This window comes from Burkholderia sp. IMCC1007 (assembly GCF_027257875.1).
In the GTDB taxonomy this organism is placed as follows: domain Bacteria; phylum Pseudomonadota; class Gammaproteobacteria; order Burkholderiales; family Burkholderiaceae; genus Burkholderia.
The window spans coordinates 100,843-116,676 of the sequence record NZ_JAPVQY010000008.1; the positions used below are offsets into that span (position 1 = coordinate 100,843).

General features: G+C 62.8%; 14 protein-coding genes and 1 pseudogene. 9 read left to right on the top strand and 6 right to left on the bottom strand.

Annotated features, from left to right (window positions below; all coding sequences use genetic code 11):
• Window positions 1-80 precede the first annotated feature (80 nt).
• Entirely contained in the window at window positions 81-944 is an 864-nt protein-coding gene (locus tag O1Q03_RS10490) for a LysR family transcriptional regulator (protein WP_269503240.1), read from the bottom strand.
• Window positions 945-1,082: 138 nt separating this feature from the next.
• Here O1Q03_RS10490 and O1Q03_RS10495 point away from each other — a divergent pair, with 138 nt between their 5' ends.
• Complete coding sequence (locus O1Q03_RS10495) at window positions 1,083-1,205, top strand: hypothetical protein (protein WP_269503430.1); 123 nt, start codon at window positions 1,083-1,085, stop codon at window positions 1,203-1,205.
• A gap of 22 nt (window positions 1,206-1,227) precedes the next feature.
• Here the strand turns inward: O1Q03_RS10495 and O1Q03_RS10500 are convergent.
• A pseudogene (locus O1Q03_RS10500) lies at window positions 1,228-1,491 on the bottom strand (hypothetical protein); the annotation flags it as partial.
• Window positions 1,492-1,761: 270 nt separating this feature from the next.
• Between O1Q03_RS10500 and O1Q03_RS10505 the strand changes: the two are divergent.
• Complete coding sequence (locus tag O1Q03_RS10505) at window positions 1,762-2,565, top strand: ABC transporter substrate-binding protein (protein ID WP_269503242.1); 804 nt, start codon at window positions 1,762-1,764, stop codon at window positions 2,563-2,565.
• Window positions 2,566-2,612: 47 nt separating this feature from the next.
• The gene (locus O1Q03_RS10510; RefSeq protein ID WP_269503243.1) at window positions 2,613-3,461 is read left to right on the top strand and encodes a phytanoyl-CoA dioxygenase family protein; all 849 of its coding nucleotides are present in this window, start codon (window positions 2,613-2,615) and stop codon (window positions 3,459-3,461) included.
• A gap of 138 nt (window positions 3,462-3,599) precedes the next feature.
• Here the strand turns inward: O1Q03_RS10510 and hutC are convergent, their stop codons facing one another.
• Together hutC and O1Q03_RS10520 are read right to left on the bottom strand one after the other, a co-directional pair.
• Window positions 3,600-4,337, bottom strand: coding sequence for a histidine utilization repressor (gene hutC, locus O1Q03_RS10515; RefSeq protein WP_269503245.1), 738 nt, complete (start codon window positions 4,335-4,337; stop codon window positions 3,600-3,602).
• A gap of 45 nt (window positions 4,338-4,382) precedes the next feature.
• On the bottom strand, window positions 4,383-5,147 hold the full coding sequence (locus O1Q03_RS10520) for an SDR family oxidoreductase (protein WP_269503246.1): 765 nt from the start codon (window positions 5,145-5,147) through the stop codon (window positions 4,383-4,385).
• Window positions 5,148-5,521: 374 nt separating this feature from the next.
• Here O1Q03_RS10520 and O1Q03_RS10525 point away from each other — a divergent pair, with 374 nt between their 5' ends.
• Complete coding sequence (locus tag O1Q03_RS10525; protein WP_269503247.1) at window positions 5,522-6,232, top strand: YceH family protein; 711 nt, start codon at window positions 5,522-5,524, stop codon at window positions 6,230-6,232.
• 44 nt (window positions 6,233-6,276) lie between these two features.
• Here the strand turns inward: O1Q03_RS10525 and O1Q03_RS10530 are convergent, their stop codons facing one another.
• Window positions 6,277-7,542 carry a hypothetical protein gene (locus tag O1Q03_RS10530; protein WP_269503416.1) on the bottom strand — a complete coding sequence of 422 codons (1,266 nt, stop codon included), beginning with the start codon at window positions 7,540-7,542 and terminating at the stop codon, window positions 6,277-6,279.
• A gap of 371 nt (window positions 7,543-7,913) precedes the next feature.
• Between O1Q03_RS10530 and O1Q03_RS10535 the strand changes: the two genes are divergently transcribed.
• Both O1Q03_RS10535 and O1Q03_RS10540 read left to right on the top strand, forming a co-directional pair.
• Complete coding sequence (locus tag O1Q03_RS10535) at window positions 7,914-9,044, top strand: 3-deoxy-7-phosphoheptulonate synthase (protein ID WP_014900794.1); 1,131 nt, start codon at window positions 7,914-7,916, stop codon at window positions 9,042-9,044.
• A 377-nt stretch (window positions 9,045-9,421) separates the two neighbouring features.
• Window positions 9,422-9,850 carry a PRC-barrel domain-containing protein gene (locus tag O1Q03_RS10540; RefSeq protein WP_269503251.1) on the top strand — a complete coding sequence of 143 codons (429 nt, stop codon included), beginning with the start codon at window positions 9,422-9,424 and terminating at the stop codon, window positions 9,848-9,850.
• Between the two features lie 221 nt (window positions 9,851-10,071).
• Here O1Q03_RS10540 and dapF read toward each other — a convergent pair whose 3' ends face one another.
• Complete coding sequence (gene dapF, locus O1Q03_RS10545) at window positions 10,072-10,878, bottom strand: diaminopimelate epimerase (protein ID WP_269503418.1); 807 nt, start codon at window positions 10,876-10,878, stop codon at window positions 10,072-10,074.
• Window positions 10,879-11,195: 317 nt separating this feature from the next.
• Here dapF and O1Q03_RS10550 point away from each other — a divergent pair, with 317 nt between their 5' ends.
• The 3 genes from O1Q03_RS10550 (at window position 11,196) to O1Q03_RS10560 (ending at window position 15,635) form a co-directional block, all read left to right on the top strand.
• Window positions 11,196-13,235 carry a hypothetical protein gene (locus tag O1Q03_RS10550; RefSeq protein ID WP_269503252.1) on the top strand — a complete coding sequence of 680 codons (2,040 nt, stop codon included), beginning with the start codon at window positions 11,196-11,198 and terminating at the stop codon, window positions 13,233-13,235.
• The gene (locus tag O1Q03_RS10555; protein WP_269503253.1) at window positions 13,232-14,212 is read left to right on the top strand and encodes an ATP-binding protein; all 981 of its coding nucleotides are present in this window, start codon (window positions 13,232-13,234) and stop codon (window positions 14,210-14,212) included. The genes O1Q03_RS10550 and O1Q03_RS10555 overlap by 4 nt, the downstream gene beginning before the upstream one ends.
• 334 nt (window positions 14,213-14,546) lie before the next feature.
• Entirely contained in the window at window positions 14,547-15,635 is a 1,089-nt protein-coding gene (locus tag O1Q03_RS10560; RefSeq protein WP_332112524.1) for a hypothetical protein, read from the top strand.
• Window positions 15,636-15,834 lie beyond the last annotated feature (199 nt).

The following is a 15,834-nucleotide window of genomic DNA, read 5'->3' on the forward strand; positions in this document are numbered from 1 at the left end:
CCCCGGTATGATCGGGCCTCTTTCAGCGTGATCCTCGGCGAGACGCGTCGAATCCGATCCGCACCGCCGCGCGTTTGCGCTTACTCCGGCTCTTGCTCCAGCATCGCCGCGAGCGTCCTGGTCAGCTCGCTGACCATCGGATCGGCGGTCGGCCGATGCAGGATCGCGATGTCCATGTTCTCGATCGGCGCGAAGCCGTCCTTCTCGGTCAGCACCACGTGTTCGTCGGTCACCACGCGCGCGGGCAGCACGCTGATGCCGAGCCCGTCCGCGACGGCCGCCTGGATGCCGCTCAGGCTCGACGTCGTGAAGCTGATCCGCCAGCGGCGGCCGCGCTCCTCGATTGCCTTGATCATGTCGTCGCGATAGAGCCCGCGCGGCGGAAACACGACGAGCGGCACCGGATCGAGATTGATCGTCGGATGCTGCGCGCTGTCGATCCAGCGCAGTTTCTCCGGCCAGCGCACCACCGCCTCGCGGCTGTCGCGGCGCTGCTTGATGAGCACGAGATCGAGCTCGCCGCGATCGTACGCCGCGCTGATGTCGCGGCTCAGCCCGCACATCACTTCGAGCTTCACCTGCGGATGATCGCGCCTGAACGCGGCGAGCACGTGCGTCGTGCGGCCCGCCGCGAAGTCGTCGGGCACGCCGAGCCGGATCGTCAGCGCGACCGTCGCGCCCGACAGCGCTTCCAGCATCTCGTCGTTCAGCGCGAGCATGCGCCGCGCATAGCTGAGCACCGTCACGCCGGCGTCGGTCGGCCGCACATCGCGCGTGCCGCGATCGAGCAGGCGATGACCGGCGATCTCCTCCAGCCGCCGAACCTTCTGGCTGACCGTCGACTGCGTCGAATGCAGGCGCGCGGACGCCGTCGTGAAGCTGCCGCAATCGGCGACCATCACGAGCGCGCGCAGCAGGTCGAGGTCGAACAAAGGTCTATTCATTTCTACACTTCTGTGGATTCGAACATTTCATTTTCAAATGCGTGCGGCGACTTTTAACATGGCCGGACGTCGCCAGCAATTGCGGTTTCGCCGGACCTGGGCGCGGCGGCGCGTATGGGGATGCAAGGAGGAAACGGGATGTTGCTCCAACGGATCGCGATCATCGGCGCGTTTGCGTTGACCACTGTCACATCGGCCGGGGCGGCCGCCGACGGCGGCGCGCTCGCGTCGATCGTGTCGATGTCAGCCGGTTCAAGGTAACGGGCGACACGCCGGCGAGTTTTGCCAGTTGGCGCTGAGTCAGATCGAGTTCCGTCCTCCGTCTAGCGACGATCGGACCGATTTCACGGAGTGCATGCCGATTTCCTGAGGGCCGGAAGGATCGACATGTAAGGCAGATTTTGTTCGGGCGATTATCCGTGCGGTATAGGCCGGGGCGCGAATCCCGGCTATCCGGCCGGAACGGAGCGATACGTTCGTTAGTACATCGACGCGCCGCCGTGTGGATATCTCGCAGAAAAGCACTCTCCGCGGACTGTGCCTCCATCGGGTAAACACCACAAAATTTGGTAAATTAGGCGAAAATGCGCCGTAAAACCCGCTATTACGTCCTTCCTGCGCAATTTCCCCGTTCGACTTCCCCCATTCCGCGCACCCTCCATTTCCCCGGCTTGCGCTCAAAAATCAAGCGGTCTAGACTGCATCGCAGTTCCACCGAAGTCCCCGTCTTACGCATACCGCGCCGACCGTGCCGGCGCGACGCTCCCCAACGGACGCCCGGCGCTCGCGCGCCACGTCGAGACCACAAGGACACACCATGAACCGCACTGCAAAGCTCGTCGTATCCGCGCTGGCGTTCGCGCCGCTCGTCTCGTTCGCGCAGGACACGGCGACGATCCGCTGGGGCATCGATCCCACCTATCCGCCGTTCGAGGCGAAGCAGCCCGACGGCTCGCTCGCCGGCTTCGACATCGACCTGCGCAATGCGATCTGCGAGCAGCTGCATGCGAAATGCGTGTGGGTCGAGCAGGGCTTCGACGGGATGATCCCGGCGCTGCGTGCGCGCAAGTTCGACGTGATCATGTCCGCGATGACGGCCACCGACGAGCGGCTCAAGCAGATCGACTTCTCGAACAAGCTGTATGCGTCGCCGGGCGCACTCGTCGCACCCGTCGGCTCGAAGCTGCTGCCGACCGCGGCGTCGCTCGCCGGCAAGCGCGTCGGCATCGACCAGGGCACGACGCAGGAGGCGTATGCGAAGGCCGAATGGGCGCCGAAGGGCGTGACGATCGTGTCGTACCAGAACCAGGATCAGGTGTATCAGGATCTCGTGAACGGCCGCCTCGATGCGACCTTCCAGGACAAGACCCAGGCCGGCTACGCGTTCCTGATGACGCCGCGCGGCAAGGGCTACGCGTTCGCCGGCCCCGACGTGACCGACGTGCGCATCACCGGCTACGGCGTCGCGATGGGCGTGCGCAAGGGCGACGCCGCGATGAAGAAGCGGCTGAACGACGCGATCGTCGCGATCCGCGCGAACGGCACGTACCAGAAGATCGCCGCGAAATATTTCGACTTCGACATCTACGGCGAGAAGCAGCAGCTGACCTCCGCGCCGTGACCTCATGGCCCCGTGACCCCGTGATTCATTCAATCGACAGGCAACCCATGACGAGTATCCAGGAGCGCGTCGCGAAAGCCGTGACGCCCGAACTGATCGCCGCCTTCCGCGACGAAGGCGCGGTGTGCATCAAGGGCATCTTCTCGCCCGACGAAGTAGCCGCGCTGCGTGCCGGCATCGACGCGAACCTCGCGCAGCCGAGCGAACGCGCGAAGGTCGCGAGCCGGCCCGACGACCCGGGCTGGTTCTTCGAGGACTTCTGCAACTGGCAGCACAACGACGCGTACCGCGACTTCATCGTGAAGTCGCCCGCGCCGTCGGTGGCCGCCGCGCTGATGGGCACGCAGACCGTGCGCCTGCATCACGACCACCTGCTCGTGAAGGAGCCGGGCACGCGGCAGCGCACGCCGTGGCACCAGGACCAGCCGTACTACAACATCGAAGGCGACGACAACGTCAGCATGTGGATTCCGGTCGACCCGGTGCCGCTCGAATCGACGCTGGAATTCGTCGCCGGCTCGCATCAGGGGCCGTGGCTGATGCCGCGCACGTTCATGGACAAGGAGGCGAAGTGGTTTCCGGAAGGCAGCCTGGCCGACCTGCCGGACATCGAAGCCGATCGTTCCGCGTTCCCGATCCGCCACTGGGCGCTCGAGCCGGGTGACATGGTGTGCTTCCGGATGCTGACGCTGCATGCGTCGGGCGGCACGCAGAATCGCCGGCGCGCGTTCTCGATCCGCTTCGTCGGCGACGACATCCGTCACGCGCCGCGCCGCTGGAAGACGTCGCCCGATTTCCCCGGGCTCGCGGAGCAGTTGCCGGACGGCGCGCCGCTCGAGCATCCGCTGTTTCCGGTCGTGTGGTCGCGCGGCGCGGGGCAGGCCGGCGCGATTTGATCGGCGGATATCGCCACATCACGCTGCTTGACGCCCCATCACGCGCGCGGCGGCCGTTTCGAGATGAAGCGGCGGCGGCGCGCCGTCTCGTTTTTGGGCGCGGGTGAAGGGGCAGGTGAAGGTACGGGCGAAGGCGGTTCAGGTCTGGTGACGTCCGGCGCCCGGCTTGAAGCGCGAGCCGAGCCGGTAACGGTTGCCCGGATGCAGGAAATGCACGAATGTGACCGGCAGCCCGTTCGTCCACGTGCGGCGCGTGAGCGTGAGGCATGGCTCGTCGGCGCGCATGTCGAGCAGCCGCGCCTGTTCGCTGGTCGGCAGCGATGCGTCGACGACGTGCTCGATCTCCAGTTCGTAGTGCGACACGTTGTTGAACAGGTATTCGGACGGCGGCTCGGCCTGGAAATCCTGGTCGATGAATGCCGGCGCGGCGGCCGGATTCACGTAGCGGTCTTCGAGCTGGATCGGCCGGCCGTTTTCCTCGTGCACGCACACCACGTGAAAGACCGGTGTGTTGACCGCGAGCCCGAACGCGGCCGCGACGTCGAACGACGCGGGCTCGCGCGACTGGCTCAGCACGCGGCAGCGATATTCGTGCCCGCGTGCGCGAATCTCGTCGCGGATGTGCGCGATCATCAGCAGGTTCGACTGCGGCTTCACTTCGGCGACGAAGGTGCCGACGCCGGCGATGCGCTTGAGCACGCCTTCCTCCGTCAGCTCGCGCAGCGCGCGGTTGACCGTCATGCGCGCGACGCCGAATTGCGCGGCGAGATCGAGTTCGGACGGAATGCGGTCCCCCGGGCGCCAGTCGCCCGCATCGACGTTCTGGCGAACGAGCGTCTTGATCTGCTGGAACGGGGCGGTGGTCTTCGTGACCATCGGGGAGATCCTTGGGGAAAGGCAACCGCGAAATTCTATCCCGGATCAGGCCGCGGGCAATTCCCGCACGTCGGCCGTCGGCACCGAGCCGAACGCGTCGCTCAGCGCATAGCCGATCAACTGCCGCGCGGCTGCTTCGGGCGTCGACAGCGCGCCGCTCGCCTTCAGCTCGTCGAATTTCTCGCGCAGCGGGAAACGGTCGGTCGGCGTCGAACGGATCGTCGCCTGCATGCCCGTGTCGACGACGCCCGGCGCGACGCTGCAGATCCGCAGCGCGCGGTTCGCGTCGAGCGCGACCGCCCGTGCATGGTGGTCGAGCGCGGCCTTGGTCGCGCAGTAGATGCTCCAGCCCGCATAGGCGTTGCGCGCGGCGCCGCTCGACACGTGCAGGATCCGGCATTCGGTCGGCGCGGACGCCGCCTGCTCGAGCGCGGCCGACAGCATCAGCGGCGCCGCGACGTTCAGGCCGACCGCGCGCGCGACGAGCGCCGGGTCTTGCGCATCGAGCGGGCCGATCGGGTCGACGATGCCGGCGTTGTTGAACAGCAGCACGATCGATGCGCCGTCGACGAAGCGGCGCAGCGTGTCGCCGGCCAGCCACGTCGCGACGGCCGACGTGTCCGACAGGTCGAGTTCGATTTCGGCGAAGCGATCGCCGGCCTGCGCGGCGAGCGACGGATGACGGCTGCGCGACACGCCGAGCACGGCGACGCCTTCCTGCAGCAGCTGGTCGGCGAGTGATGCGCCGAGGCCGCGCGTATGTCCGGTGACGATGGCGCGCACGTTCGGCGCGAAAGAGGATGCGGTCATGGCGGTGAACGAGTGAACGGATCGGATGAACGGTGTCGACGGGCGCTGCGCATGCGCGGCGGCACGGCGTGCGGGACGGGCGATGCGCGGTATCGGCGCGCTGCGCGATGCGCTCGCGCGCGGCGCCGCGTGCCGGGGTGAACGCGTATCGTAGCGCCGGCCTGCGCGACGCGCAAACGAGCGGGCGGGCGCCGCGACGGCGCCTGGCCGATACGTTGGACGAAAGCCGGCTGCGGCATGAGCGCGCGTGCTCGCGGCAACCGGCAACCGGCGCCGGGCGCCGCGCCGCGAGCTATCATATGGCTCGCCCGCGCGCGACGCCGCACGGGCCGCGACCGTTTCCCCTTCACCTGCTGCACGCTGCGACGCCATCCATGAACACCACGCCGGACATGCCCACGCCCCGCGCCCTGCGCGAACTCACGCCGCTCGAAGCCCGCATTCTCGGGGTGCTCGTCGAGAAGCAGCACACGGTGCCGGACACCTATCCGCTGTCGCTGAATGCGCTGACCGCCGGCTGCAACCAGAAAACCGCGCGCTCGCCGGTGATGAACGTCAGCGAGGACGAAGTCACGACCGCGCTCGACGGGCTCAAGCACCTGAGCCTCGTGATGGAGGGCAGCAGCAGCCGCGTGCCGCGTTTCGAACACAATATGAACCGCGTGCTCGGCATCCCGAGCCAGGCGATCGCGCTGCTGACGATCCTGCTGCTGCGCGGCCCGCAGACGGCTGCGGAACTGCGCCTGAACAGCGCGCGCCTGCACGGCTTCGCGGACATCTCGTCGGTCGAGGCGTTCCTCGACGAACTCGCCGCGCGTGCGCAGCCGCTCGTCGTCCGGCTGCCGCGCGCACCGGGCGCGCGCGAGAACCGCTGGATGCACCTGATGTGCGGCGAAGTAAACCTCGCCGACTTCGCCAGCGCGGACGCGGGCGGCGGCGCGGATTCGGTGCCGCCTTCCGAATTCGAAGCGCTGAAGGCCGAGCAGAAGCGCCTTTCCGACGAAGTCGCGCGCCTGAATGCGCTCGTTCAGCGGATGGCGAGCGAACTCGGCATCGACGTCGACGCGCCGGGCGACGCGTCCTGATCGCATTCCTGATGCAATGACGGTGGCGCGCGCGCACCGCCGCGTTATTTCAGCTTGACGCCCGGTACGAGATAACGCGCGCCGCCCGGTCTCAGGATCGGCGTGAGCGCGGCAAACGGCGCGTCGAGCTGCGGCCCGAGGCAAGCGCCCATTGCGTGACCGATGCCGGACACGACGAACGACAGCTTGCCGGGCGCATCGAATTCGAACGCCAGATACTCCGGGAGCACGTCGGCGCACGACAGCGAATCGCCGTGGCCGTCCGTCGGCTGGTCGCCCGGTGCGTCTCCGTCGCGCAGCCGCGCAATGAATTCCGTCAATGCGGCGCTCGTTGCCGATTCACGATCCTCCGCCGGCGCAGCCGCGTCGATCACGCGATTCCAGTCGAGGTACGCACCGCGCAGCAGGTCGAACGTGACCGGATCGTAGTGATTGTTCGGGTGCGCGCCGCCGCAGAACGTGCTGCCGGCTTCCACGATGCCCAATGCCGCACGCGACAGCCACGTGACCGTCACGCTCTCGTCGTCGTAGCTGCCAAGCGTTCCGGCGGCCGGCCCGTCGTCGGTATAGCGCGTCGACGCGCATTCGAGCGCCGCGAGACTCATTTGCCAGTGCCGCTGTTCGAGCAGATGGTTGACCCGCGCCATCACGGCCGGATCGGGATGGCGGCTCAGCCGCGGATACGCGAGCACCGTGCGCGGGTCGCGCCACATCCGGTACGCAACCGTGCCGTCGCCGACTTCTGCGCCGACCGGTTGCGCGTGCCCCGCAAGCTTCAACGTGGCATAAGGCGCGTGCTGCATGTCGATGTCCGCGCTGCGTGCGATGCCGCTGCCGGCACCGCCTGCCACGAGCGCGGTGATCGCTTCGACGGAGCCGGGCGCGACCGCGTCGGGATCGTATGCAGCCACGCGGCGCAACGCGAAGGCGCGCGTCTTGCCCGAGCGCGCATCGGTCCAGCGGCCGCGATAGCCGCTTTTGTCCCGCGTGCCCTGCCAGGTGGCCGCCGCATGATCGAAATCGGCCTGATCGCCGTATGCCGACGTGTTGCGTGCCTCGTCCGGCAATTGTGTACGCACGAGCGGCTCGACCAGCTGCGCCGGCTTGCCTCGCAGTGGGATATCGACGCCGAACTGTGCGTAGAAATAGCGGCCCGAGATCGTGCCGCCCACGGCCGGGCGATCGTCGAGTTCCATGACGACGGTGCCGGCGCCTTGCAGCGTTCCTTCATAGACGGTGCGCGGCGCGGCATCCGCGAAGCCCGCGTGCAGCGCGATCAGGACGCACGCGCTTCGGACCAACGGGCGCATCAACGGCGATGACAGGATGTTTTTCATGAGCGTGCGTGAACGATGAAGACGCATATCAACCGACATTGATCGTAGGGTTGGCGGATGGCGCGGAGCAGTTCGGAGACGGTCATCGTGGCGTGTCGGTTCGGCAGAAAACGATCGGTCGCAGGCAAGCGGTGCGCGAAGCGTCCGGCGCTGCACGGCGGGCCGTTTCGCTACCGGACAGCCGTGATCGTACGGTACTTCGCTCGAACGCGAACACTCGGCCGAACGGCCGGCCCGTTAGCATCGCGTGACGGCCGGTTCAGCCGTAAGCCGCTGCCGCGCCGTCCGGGTGCCATAATCGAGCCTGTCCACCATTCCAGATAGACGTCCCCCGGAGAATCGCCATGCAGAACCTCGACAATCCTTCCCACGATCGCGAGGTAGGCAGCGCCGACGCGACCCAGGACACCACGCGCATCGACGACGTCCGCATCGGCGCGGTGCGTCCGCTGATTTCCCCGGCGCTGCTGCAGGACGAGCTGCCGGTGCCGGCCGCCACGCAGACGCTCGTCGAGGACACGCGCCGCGCGATCGGCGACATCCTGCACGGCCGCGACGACCGTCTGCTGCTCGTCGTCGGCCCGTGCTCGATTCACGACCACGACCAGGCGCTCGAATACGCGCGCCGGCTGAAGGCCGCCGCCGATGCGCTGAAGGACGATCTGCTGATCACGATGCGCGTCTATTTCGAGAAGCCGCGCACGACGGTCGGCTGGAAGGGCTACATCAACGATCCGCGTCTGGACGGCAGCTTCCGGATCAACGAAGGGCTGCGCGCCGCGCGGCAACTGCTGCTCGACATCAACGCGCTCGGCCTGCCGGCATCGACCGAATTCCTCGACCTGCTGAGCCCGCAGTACATCGCGGATCTGATCGCGTGGGGCGCGATCGGCGCGCGCACGACCGAGAGCCAGAGCCATCGCCAGCTCGCGTCGGGGTTGAGCTGCCCGATCGGCTTCAAGAACGGCACCGACGGCGGCGTGCAGGTCGCATCGGATGCGATCGTCGCCGCGCGCGCGAGCCACGCATTCATGGGGATGACGAAGATGGGGATGGCTGCGATCTTCGAGACGCGCGGCAACGACGACGCGCACGTGATCCTGCGCGGCGGCAAGAACGGGCCGAACTACGATGCCGAGCACGTCGAGGCGAGCTGCGCGGTGCTGCGCAAGAGCGGGTTGCGCGAACAGGTGATGGTCGATTGCTCGCACGCGAACTCGAACAAGTCGCATGAACGGCAGATCGAGGTTGCGCAGGATCTCGCGCGGCAGTTGTCGCAGGGCGAGCACCGGATCGTCGGCGTGATGGTCGAAAGCCATCTCGAGGCCGGACGTCAGGATCTGAAGCCGGGCGTGCCGTTGCAGTACGGCGTGTCGATCACCGACGCGTGCCTGAGCTGGACGCAGACGGAGCCGGTGCTCGACGTGCTGGCCGAGGCGGTGCGGCATCGGCGCGTGTATTCGCGCAACGCCTGACGTAGCGATGGCGGGGCGCTGCCCCGCCGCGTGCGTATTTCGCTACGGCGGCGGCGAGCGGCCGCGCATCTGCGATGTTGTCCTGATCGACGTGCGCGCAGCCCGCCACCGTCCGCCACCTGTTCACGCCAACGTTGATCTTCGTCCGGTTCGACCGCCGCGGCGTTGCAATCCGAACGCACGATCCGGCGAATGCCGCTACCATGAAGCCGTGTTGCACGCTGCGGTCCGGTCACGCCGGTCCGTCATGCACACACGCAGTGGCGGCGCGGCTGGCTGCCACGCGGCGACGAAGCGCGGGGTGCTCACCGATCAGCCGTTGCGCCCGCGTCGCTTCGCTCCCGGAATCACAACAACCGAACCGGAGTGCAATACACATGAAGTTCTACAAGACCCTCATCGCAGCAACCATCGTCGCATCGAGTGTCAGCGCGCACGCGCAGATCGCCGGCGCGCAGCCGCTCAGCGTGACCGTCGAGCAATCGCAGGCGCTGCTCGAAGGCTGGAGCGTGAAGAAGAGCGTGCTCGGCAAGGCCGTGTACAACGACGCGAACCAGAAGGTCGGCACGGTGCGCGACCTGATCGTCGCGCCGGACGGCTCGGTGTCGGCGGCGATCGTGTCGGCCGGCGGCTTCCTCGGCGTGGCCGCGCACGACGTCGCGGTGCCGATCGCGTCGCTCGACGTGCGCAACGGCAACATCTATCTGCCGGGCGCGACGAAGGATGCGCTGAAGGCAACGCCGGCGTTCCAGTACGCGAAGGTGCCGTCGCCGCCGAAGCCGAAGAAGATCGACGAGAAGAAGTGATGCTCGCGGCCCGGCGCGCGACATGCCGGGCCCGGTCGATCGCGCGCCATGTCGGACGCGCATCGACGCGCGTCGGCACGATAGTCGGGCGCGACATCGTCGCGTTCGACGTATCGCTTCCATCGGGACAATGACGATGCTGTTCGGGGGGGATCCGTATGCAGCCCGAACCGACGGCGCGAGTGCGAATATCGCGGCTGCCCGGCCGATCAGCGGTATCGTCAGGCGACCCACACCCCGTCGAAGCCGAACGCAACCGGCCCGCTCAGCAGCACGCTGCCCGCGCCGTCCCACCGCACGACGACATCTCCTCCATCGCAACTGACCCGCACGGTCTCATCGAGCAGCGCGCGCCGGATCCCGTTGACCACCGCGCCGCACGAACACGAGCCGGAGCCGAGCGGCACGCCGCCGCCGCGTTCCCAGATGCGCAGGCGAATGTGCCTGCGATCGATGACCTGAACGAAATGCACGTTGGTTTTCTGCGGAAACAGCGGATGCGTTTCGATGGCCGGGCCGAGTGCCGCGACGTCGATTGCGCCGGGATCGTCGACGAAGAACGTGCAATGCGGATTGCCCATGTTGCATGCGGCCGGTGCGCCGGGCAGCGGCAGCGCGAGCGTGTCGGCTGCTTCGGCGAGCGGCACGTCCTGCCAGCCGATGCGCGGCGCGCCCATCTCGACCGTGATCAGCCCGTGCGCATCCCGCGCACAGCACAGCAGCCCGCGGTTGGTGCGCAGCACGACCGACGACCGTCCCGTTTCCCGCATCAGCTTCCATGCGACGCCGCGCGTCGCGCTGCCGCAGGTATCGAGCGCGGAGCCGTCGGGGTTCCAGAACGCGACGCGGGCGGCCGCGTCGTCGCAGTCCGAGATCACCGCGAGCTGGTTGAAGCCGATGCCGAAACGACGGTCGCCCATGCGTCGCACGAGCTCGCGGTCGATGCGGGCCGCGGCGTCCTGACCGCGCAGGTCGACGACGACGAAGTCGTCGCCGTTCGCGTTCATCTTCTGAAATCCGATCGGCATGGCGGTTCCGGCATCGAGGCAGGCAAATACTCTACGTGGCTTGCCGGCGGCGATCAATCGCCGCGCGGCGACGCGCCCGTCGGTTTGCATAAATTTGTTCCTACAACATCCCCGCCAATTGGCCGTCTCGGAGATTTCGGGAACAATCTTTTTGGGCAAAAATTTGCATGAAATTGTATCTTGTCCAAGCGATTTTGGTGACTTTGTAACTAATCCCGCATTGCCGATTTCGATGTACTAGCCTTCTCTCGCAGAAGCATCGCTAGGGCGACCCCGACCAGAATCAAGTCCGTCGCTCGGATGAGGAAAAGCGCGAGATGGCAACTGACGACTCCGAAAAGCAGCCCAAGTTTTCCCAGCGAATAGTGCGGGGGCGGGCCATTGATACATCCCATTGGGTGACGCCGGACGTAGGCGCGATGACGGATTCTCGACAGGCACGTTATTTCGCGAGGAAGAAGGCTGTTGAGTTGTACTTGGAGGGGGCGACGTCAGAATCGATTGAGCAAGCAACATCTCTCGGTGCAAAGCAGGCGTATCGACTCATCAACGAGCGCTGTCTTGAGACTCATGAAGATGGCCGAGAGTACGGATGGCGGGGATTGATCCCATACGAAAGAATGCGACCGTATCGGCGTACCAAGCGAATTCGAGTGGATAACTACGGCGGTGGTGCGGCCGGCGCAATGCAGGTCGTTCTGGATGCCCACCCTGAACTAAGGAGAGACTTCGACGCGAGGATTCAAACTATTCCGCGCGCCGGCAAGCTTGCCGAGATCAAGCGCTCAAGAACACGTCATCAGAGTTGGTTTCTCGACCAGCTTCGGGCGCTCGGTTACGAGATACGTAACGAATGGCCCTTTAATACAGCTAGCCGCGGATACTATTCCATCAGACGTTATATTGAAAAGGTTCTGTCTGCGAATCCGAAGGCATTGGCACATGAAGCAGGCGGGCCAGATTTGGTTAAAAAACTGGCGACTGGCGACGGGACCAATCGTCCAGTTTTCAGGTTTATGCAGCGGGTAGAGATGGACGCGCATAAATTGGATGGCCGGTTTTGTGTGTTGCTACCACAGATCGGAGGTGGCTTCCTCGAAAAAATAATCCATCGGCTCTGGGTTATTGTCCTGCTCGAAATAACTTCCAGAGCAGTGATTGGGTATTACCTTAGTTTGAGACGAGAGGTTTCAAAGGACGATGTGCTGCGGGCGATCAAGGGATCGCTGACCCCGTGGGTTCAGCGGCAGGTGACGTTTTGTGAAGAGCCTTACAAGCCTGGAGCAGGATTGCTATCAATTCTCGGCCCAGCCTACATTGGCCTCTGTTGGGACGAAACGAGCGTGGATGGTGCGCTCGCGGAGACCTGCCAACATGTTCGCCAGTCGCTCGAAGAAGTTGTTCGGTCCAAACTGCTTGATCCATCGAATTCATTTTCTAGGCGACGCAGCAAAGACGATCGCCCTTTTATCGAGGCGTTTTTTCGTCATCTGGCTGCGCTGGGATTTCAGCGGCTATCCAATACAACGGGGGCCAAACCAAAAGACAAGAAAGGACGTGACCCGGACGATGTAGCAGTGACGAGTCGATTTCAATACGAGTATGCAGAAGAGCTGATCGATGTGCTGATAGCAAACTACAACAGTACGCCGCATCGGAGCATCGGAAATCGTACGCCGCTAGAATACGCAGAGTTCCTCTATCGTCAATCGTCTTCGGCGCTACGACATGTAGATGCCGAGATGGTCAATTCGATGTTCAGTGTCCGAAAGCTCTGTACCGTCCGAGGCGGAGCTAGTAAGGGGCGTCGACCCTATGTCGAATTCCTCAACGCGACTTATTCGAACGAGGTACTGGGCGCTCGATATGATCTCGTCGGATCAAAGATATGGGTAATTGCACATAGGGAAAATGATGCCCGCATTGCGATGGGGGTCGAGATCAGCGGTACGTCGTTGGGTGTGTTGAGAGCGGCTCCTCCTTGGAATGGTTTGCCGCACAGCTTGGCTGTCCGTACGGCGATTTGCCAAGCGAACAGAGCCAGGAAGTTCGATATTTCACCTGGAATGGATCCCGTTGAGGCATTGATTCATTATTCAGAAGCGCAACCGAAGGGCAAGCTTCCGGTGCACCCGGCATATCTTGAGGCCCGTCGCATTATTGCAGCCGCGGCGACACAATCAGTTGGAGATATGATGCTGGATGCTGCGATGAAGCGGGATGATGAAAATCAAGACGATAAGGAAACCGAATATATTGATTCGAAGAAATCCGATCGGCGCCCAGGTCATGTCAAACGACCAGAAGCGTCGACGCCTTTGCCACCACGGCGGATCGCGTCGACGAGGTCACGATGACATTCTCGCTCCCAAAACATATTGACCCCACTCACTGCATCGTAACGCAGCAGTATGCGGTCTATACACCGCCCATACACGAAATGATATCCAAGATTGGCGATTGGATCGATCAGCAGTGTCCAGGGGCGTATCTCATGGGGGCATCGCGCCTTGGGAAGTCAAGATGTATTCAGTATTTCCTCGCTCAAGTGCTACGCGAGCGCTTCGAGGTCGAGCTTCCTCTCATTGTCTGGATTCGCCCGCCCGACAGTCAATTGAGCGAGGCGGGCTTCTGGCACATGTTGCTGCGAGCTTCGCGATTTGCGCTCGTCAATGTGGCGAAGCCGCCACCGCGCGCAGAAGGGCGTTACATGTGTCTGCAACGCTTCATCGCGATTGCAGAGTGGGCACGCCGAAACTATGTGATCTTGTTGATAGACGAAGCACAGGGTATGACATTGCGAGAATGGCAGTGGTTGATGGGACTGCAGAACGATCTCGACGAAAAGGGGTATCTGCTGAGCGTCATTTCAGTCGGATCGCACCAACTGAACTACAAGTACGACTATTTCGCAGGCACCGGAAATGCCCATGTTTCGGCTCGATTCATGGCATCACATGCGCAGTTTCATGGCTTGCGTACAACGGAAGAGTTGGAGTGCGTATTGACAGGCTACGATGTCGACTCTCGATGGCCCGAGGGTAGCAATGTTTCATTTCTCGAGTATTTTGCGCCAAAATATTTTTCAATGGGGCGGAGGTTGGTTGACTGCAGTCCTGATCTCTGGAAATCTTTGCAAAGCCTATCCCCCGATAGTGCCAAGCGATTCGGGGAGTTCCCTATGCAGCATATCGCTCGAACTATTGAGGCGACGCTTTTTGAATTGGCCCGAGGAGACGATTGGGATGAGGTGACATCATATGAAAACTGGATAAAGCGGTTAGCTAAGACAAATTTCTCTGACCACATGCGGATTATTTGTCCGCCATCGTAGCATGACATATCTAGAGTTTAATTGGTGGAGCGGATGCGCGAGGGCATATGAGTCGGGGTTCAGCATTTTTCTGCGGTTCTGCGAACTCAATCACCTTAGCATTCGAAGAGCCCAAGAAGTCTTGGCATTTAACCCTCATCGACCATTCAGCTCGCCTGACACAGAGATTGATCGAATAGCGGCTCTACTAGGCGAGTCTTCCTCAAGGGTTCGTACGGCATTTTATCCAGATCTTAGTTTGAGCTGTTGCGGAAGCTACAGTCTGAACCCGGGCGGTCGCGACGAGCGTGTCATTCGATTTTGTCCCGAATGCGCGAGACTTGGATACCACAGCATGTTCCATGAAGTCGCATGGTTAGTCATGTGCCCATTCCATGGTGTTCCGCTACAAGTTGCTCAACCCCCTAGGTATTACGGCACCATACTAGAACACTATATAAGGACACTTCAATATGTAATGAAAATGCGTTGCGCTAGCTGGCCCCTTGTTCAACGTGGGCCGGCGGATGGTGGACTTGGTAGTGTGCCGGCATGCATTCTAGATTGGGCGAGCCGAGCAACAAAATCAAGTGCTGAATTTTCAGATAAAGATATTTTGTTATTGAATTCGCGTGGATTGTCTGATTCATCGTTTAATCTTCAGAAGCTTGGTCAAATCTATGTCATTGAACCAGTGCCAGAAGAGATAAAAATGTATGTTAAATCCACCGATGTTAACTGGAGGGTCGAATATCGACGATTTGATAGAGGTGGTGGCAATTTTTATCCTGATGCAGAAGGTAGGCGTGCGATTTCAGTTCTATTTGATTTCTATATGAAAACGCAGCCTCTATCGTATAATCCGCCACCATATGTCGAGTATTTAAAAAGCCTGATTGAGGCGCTTCGAACTAAGCAGGTCGCGTGTCACTGCAATTGCTTCGATGTAGTACAGACAACGGGAGAAGTTCTTTGGCGCAAGGTGATTGGAGTGCACGGTCAGAGCTACAGGGGACGGTGCCCCTACGAGATGACATTGGACGAACTCGAAGCTCGATGGGGGCGCTGGACCGAAGTTTGGGCGAAGCGTCTCGCGGATCAGGAGTTTGGCAGATTGATCGTTCTTTCGCAAAGCGCTCGAGATTTCGGCTTTGTTCGATTGGCGAGCGACAACGCGACGTGTTCTGACGAGTACTTCCAGCACCTGCATAGTCCCTTCGATAACTATACGTGGACCCTCGCGCCTTCCGAACTTGACTTGCTGAATGCGGCGGCGAAGTGGCAGATCGAGGCTGAGTTTGGCTCAATGACTGTGTGGATGGATAGCCTCAACAGCGACAGAGAGCCATTAGAGTACGAGCATCCGGCGGGCTTCGTCCGTATTCAGTCAGATGGCGACGAGCTAGTGTTGATGCGCTGGATTCGCGACGTTGATGCCTCATAGTGTTATCTACCGTGAGACGATTTCGGGAGTATCTCGACTTCATCCAATTGATCTGCTTGGGGACCGCGAGCCCCAAACTGGCCGGGTAGGTTGTTGAGCGGGGGCGCCTGCGGCCTATGAGAGCCTTATGCAGAGTGCATTCAGTGCCAACTAAACCGGGGCAAGCTCCCGCGCAGGGGCATAGTCCCGCAGCGCAATG

Coding starts and splice junctions, on each gene's coding strand:
- O1Q03_RS10540 (WP_269503251.1), top strand. CDS start 9,422: ATGAAGTTCTACAAGACCCTCATCGCAGCAACCATCGTCGCATCGAGT.
- O1Q03_RS10550 (WP_269503252.1), top strand. CDS start 11,196: ATGGCAACTGACGACTCCGAAAAGCAGCCCAAGTTTTCCCAGCGAATA.
- O1Q03_RS10510 (WP_269503243.1), top strand. CDS start 2,613: ATGACGAGTATCCAGGAGCGCGTCGCGAAAGCCGTGACGCCCGAACTG.
- O1Q03_RS10555 (WP_269503253.1), top strand. CDS start 13,232: ATGACATTCTCGCTCCCAAAACATATTGACCCCACTCACTGCATCGTA.
- dapF (WP_269503418.1), bottom strand. CDS start 10,878: ATGCCGATCGGATTTCAGAAGATGAACGCGAACGGCGACGACTTCGTC.
- O1Q03_RS10495 (WP_269503430.1), top strand. CDS start 1,083: ATGTTGCTCCAACGGATCGCGATCATCGGCGCGTTTGCGTTGACCACT.
- O1Q03_RS10520 (WP_269503246.1), bottom strand. CDS start 5,147: ATGACCGCATCCTCTTTCGCGCCGAACGTGCGCGCCATCGTCACCGGA.
- O1Q03_RS10505 (WP_269503242.1), top strand. CDS start 1,762: ATGAACCGCACTGCAAAGCTCGTCGTATCCGCGCTGGCGTTCGCGCCG.
- O1Q03_RS10490 (WP_269503240.1), bottom strand. CDS start 944: ATGAATAGACCTTTGTTCGACCTCGACCTGCTGCGCGCGCTCGTGATG.
- O1Q03_RS10530 (WP_269503416.1), bottom strand. CDS start 7,542: ATGCGCCCGTTGGTCCGAAGCGCGTGCGTCCTGATCGCGCTGCACGCG.
- O1Q03_RS10525 (WP_269503247.1), top strand. CDS start 5,522: ATGAACACCACGCCGGACATGCCCACGCCCCGCGCCCTGCGCGAACTC.
- hutC (WP_269503245.1), bottom strand. CDS start 4,337: ATGGTCACGAAGACCACCGCCCCGTTCCAGCAGATCAAGACGCTCGTT.
- O1Q03_RS10535 (WP_014900794.1), top strand. CDS start 7,914: ATGCAGAACCTCGACAATCCTTCCCACGATCGCGAGGTAGGCAGCGCC.
- O1Q03_RS10560 (WP_332112524.1), top strand. CDS start 14,547: ATGTTCCATGAAGTCGCATGGTTAGTCATGTGCCCATTCCATGGTGTT.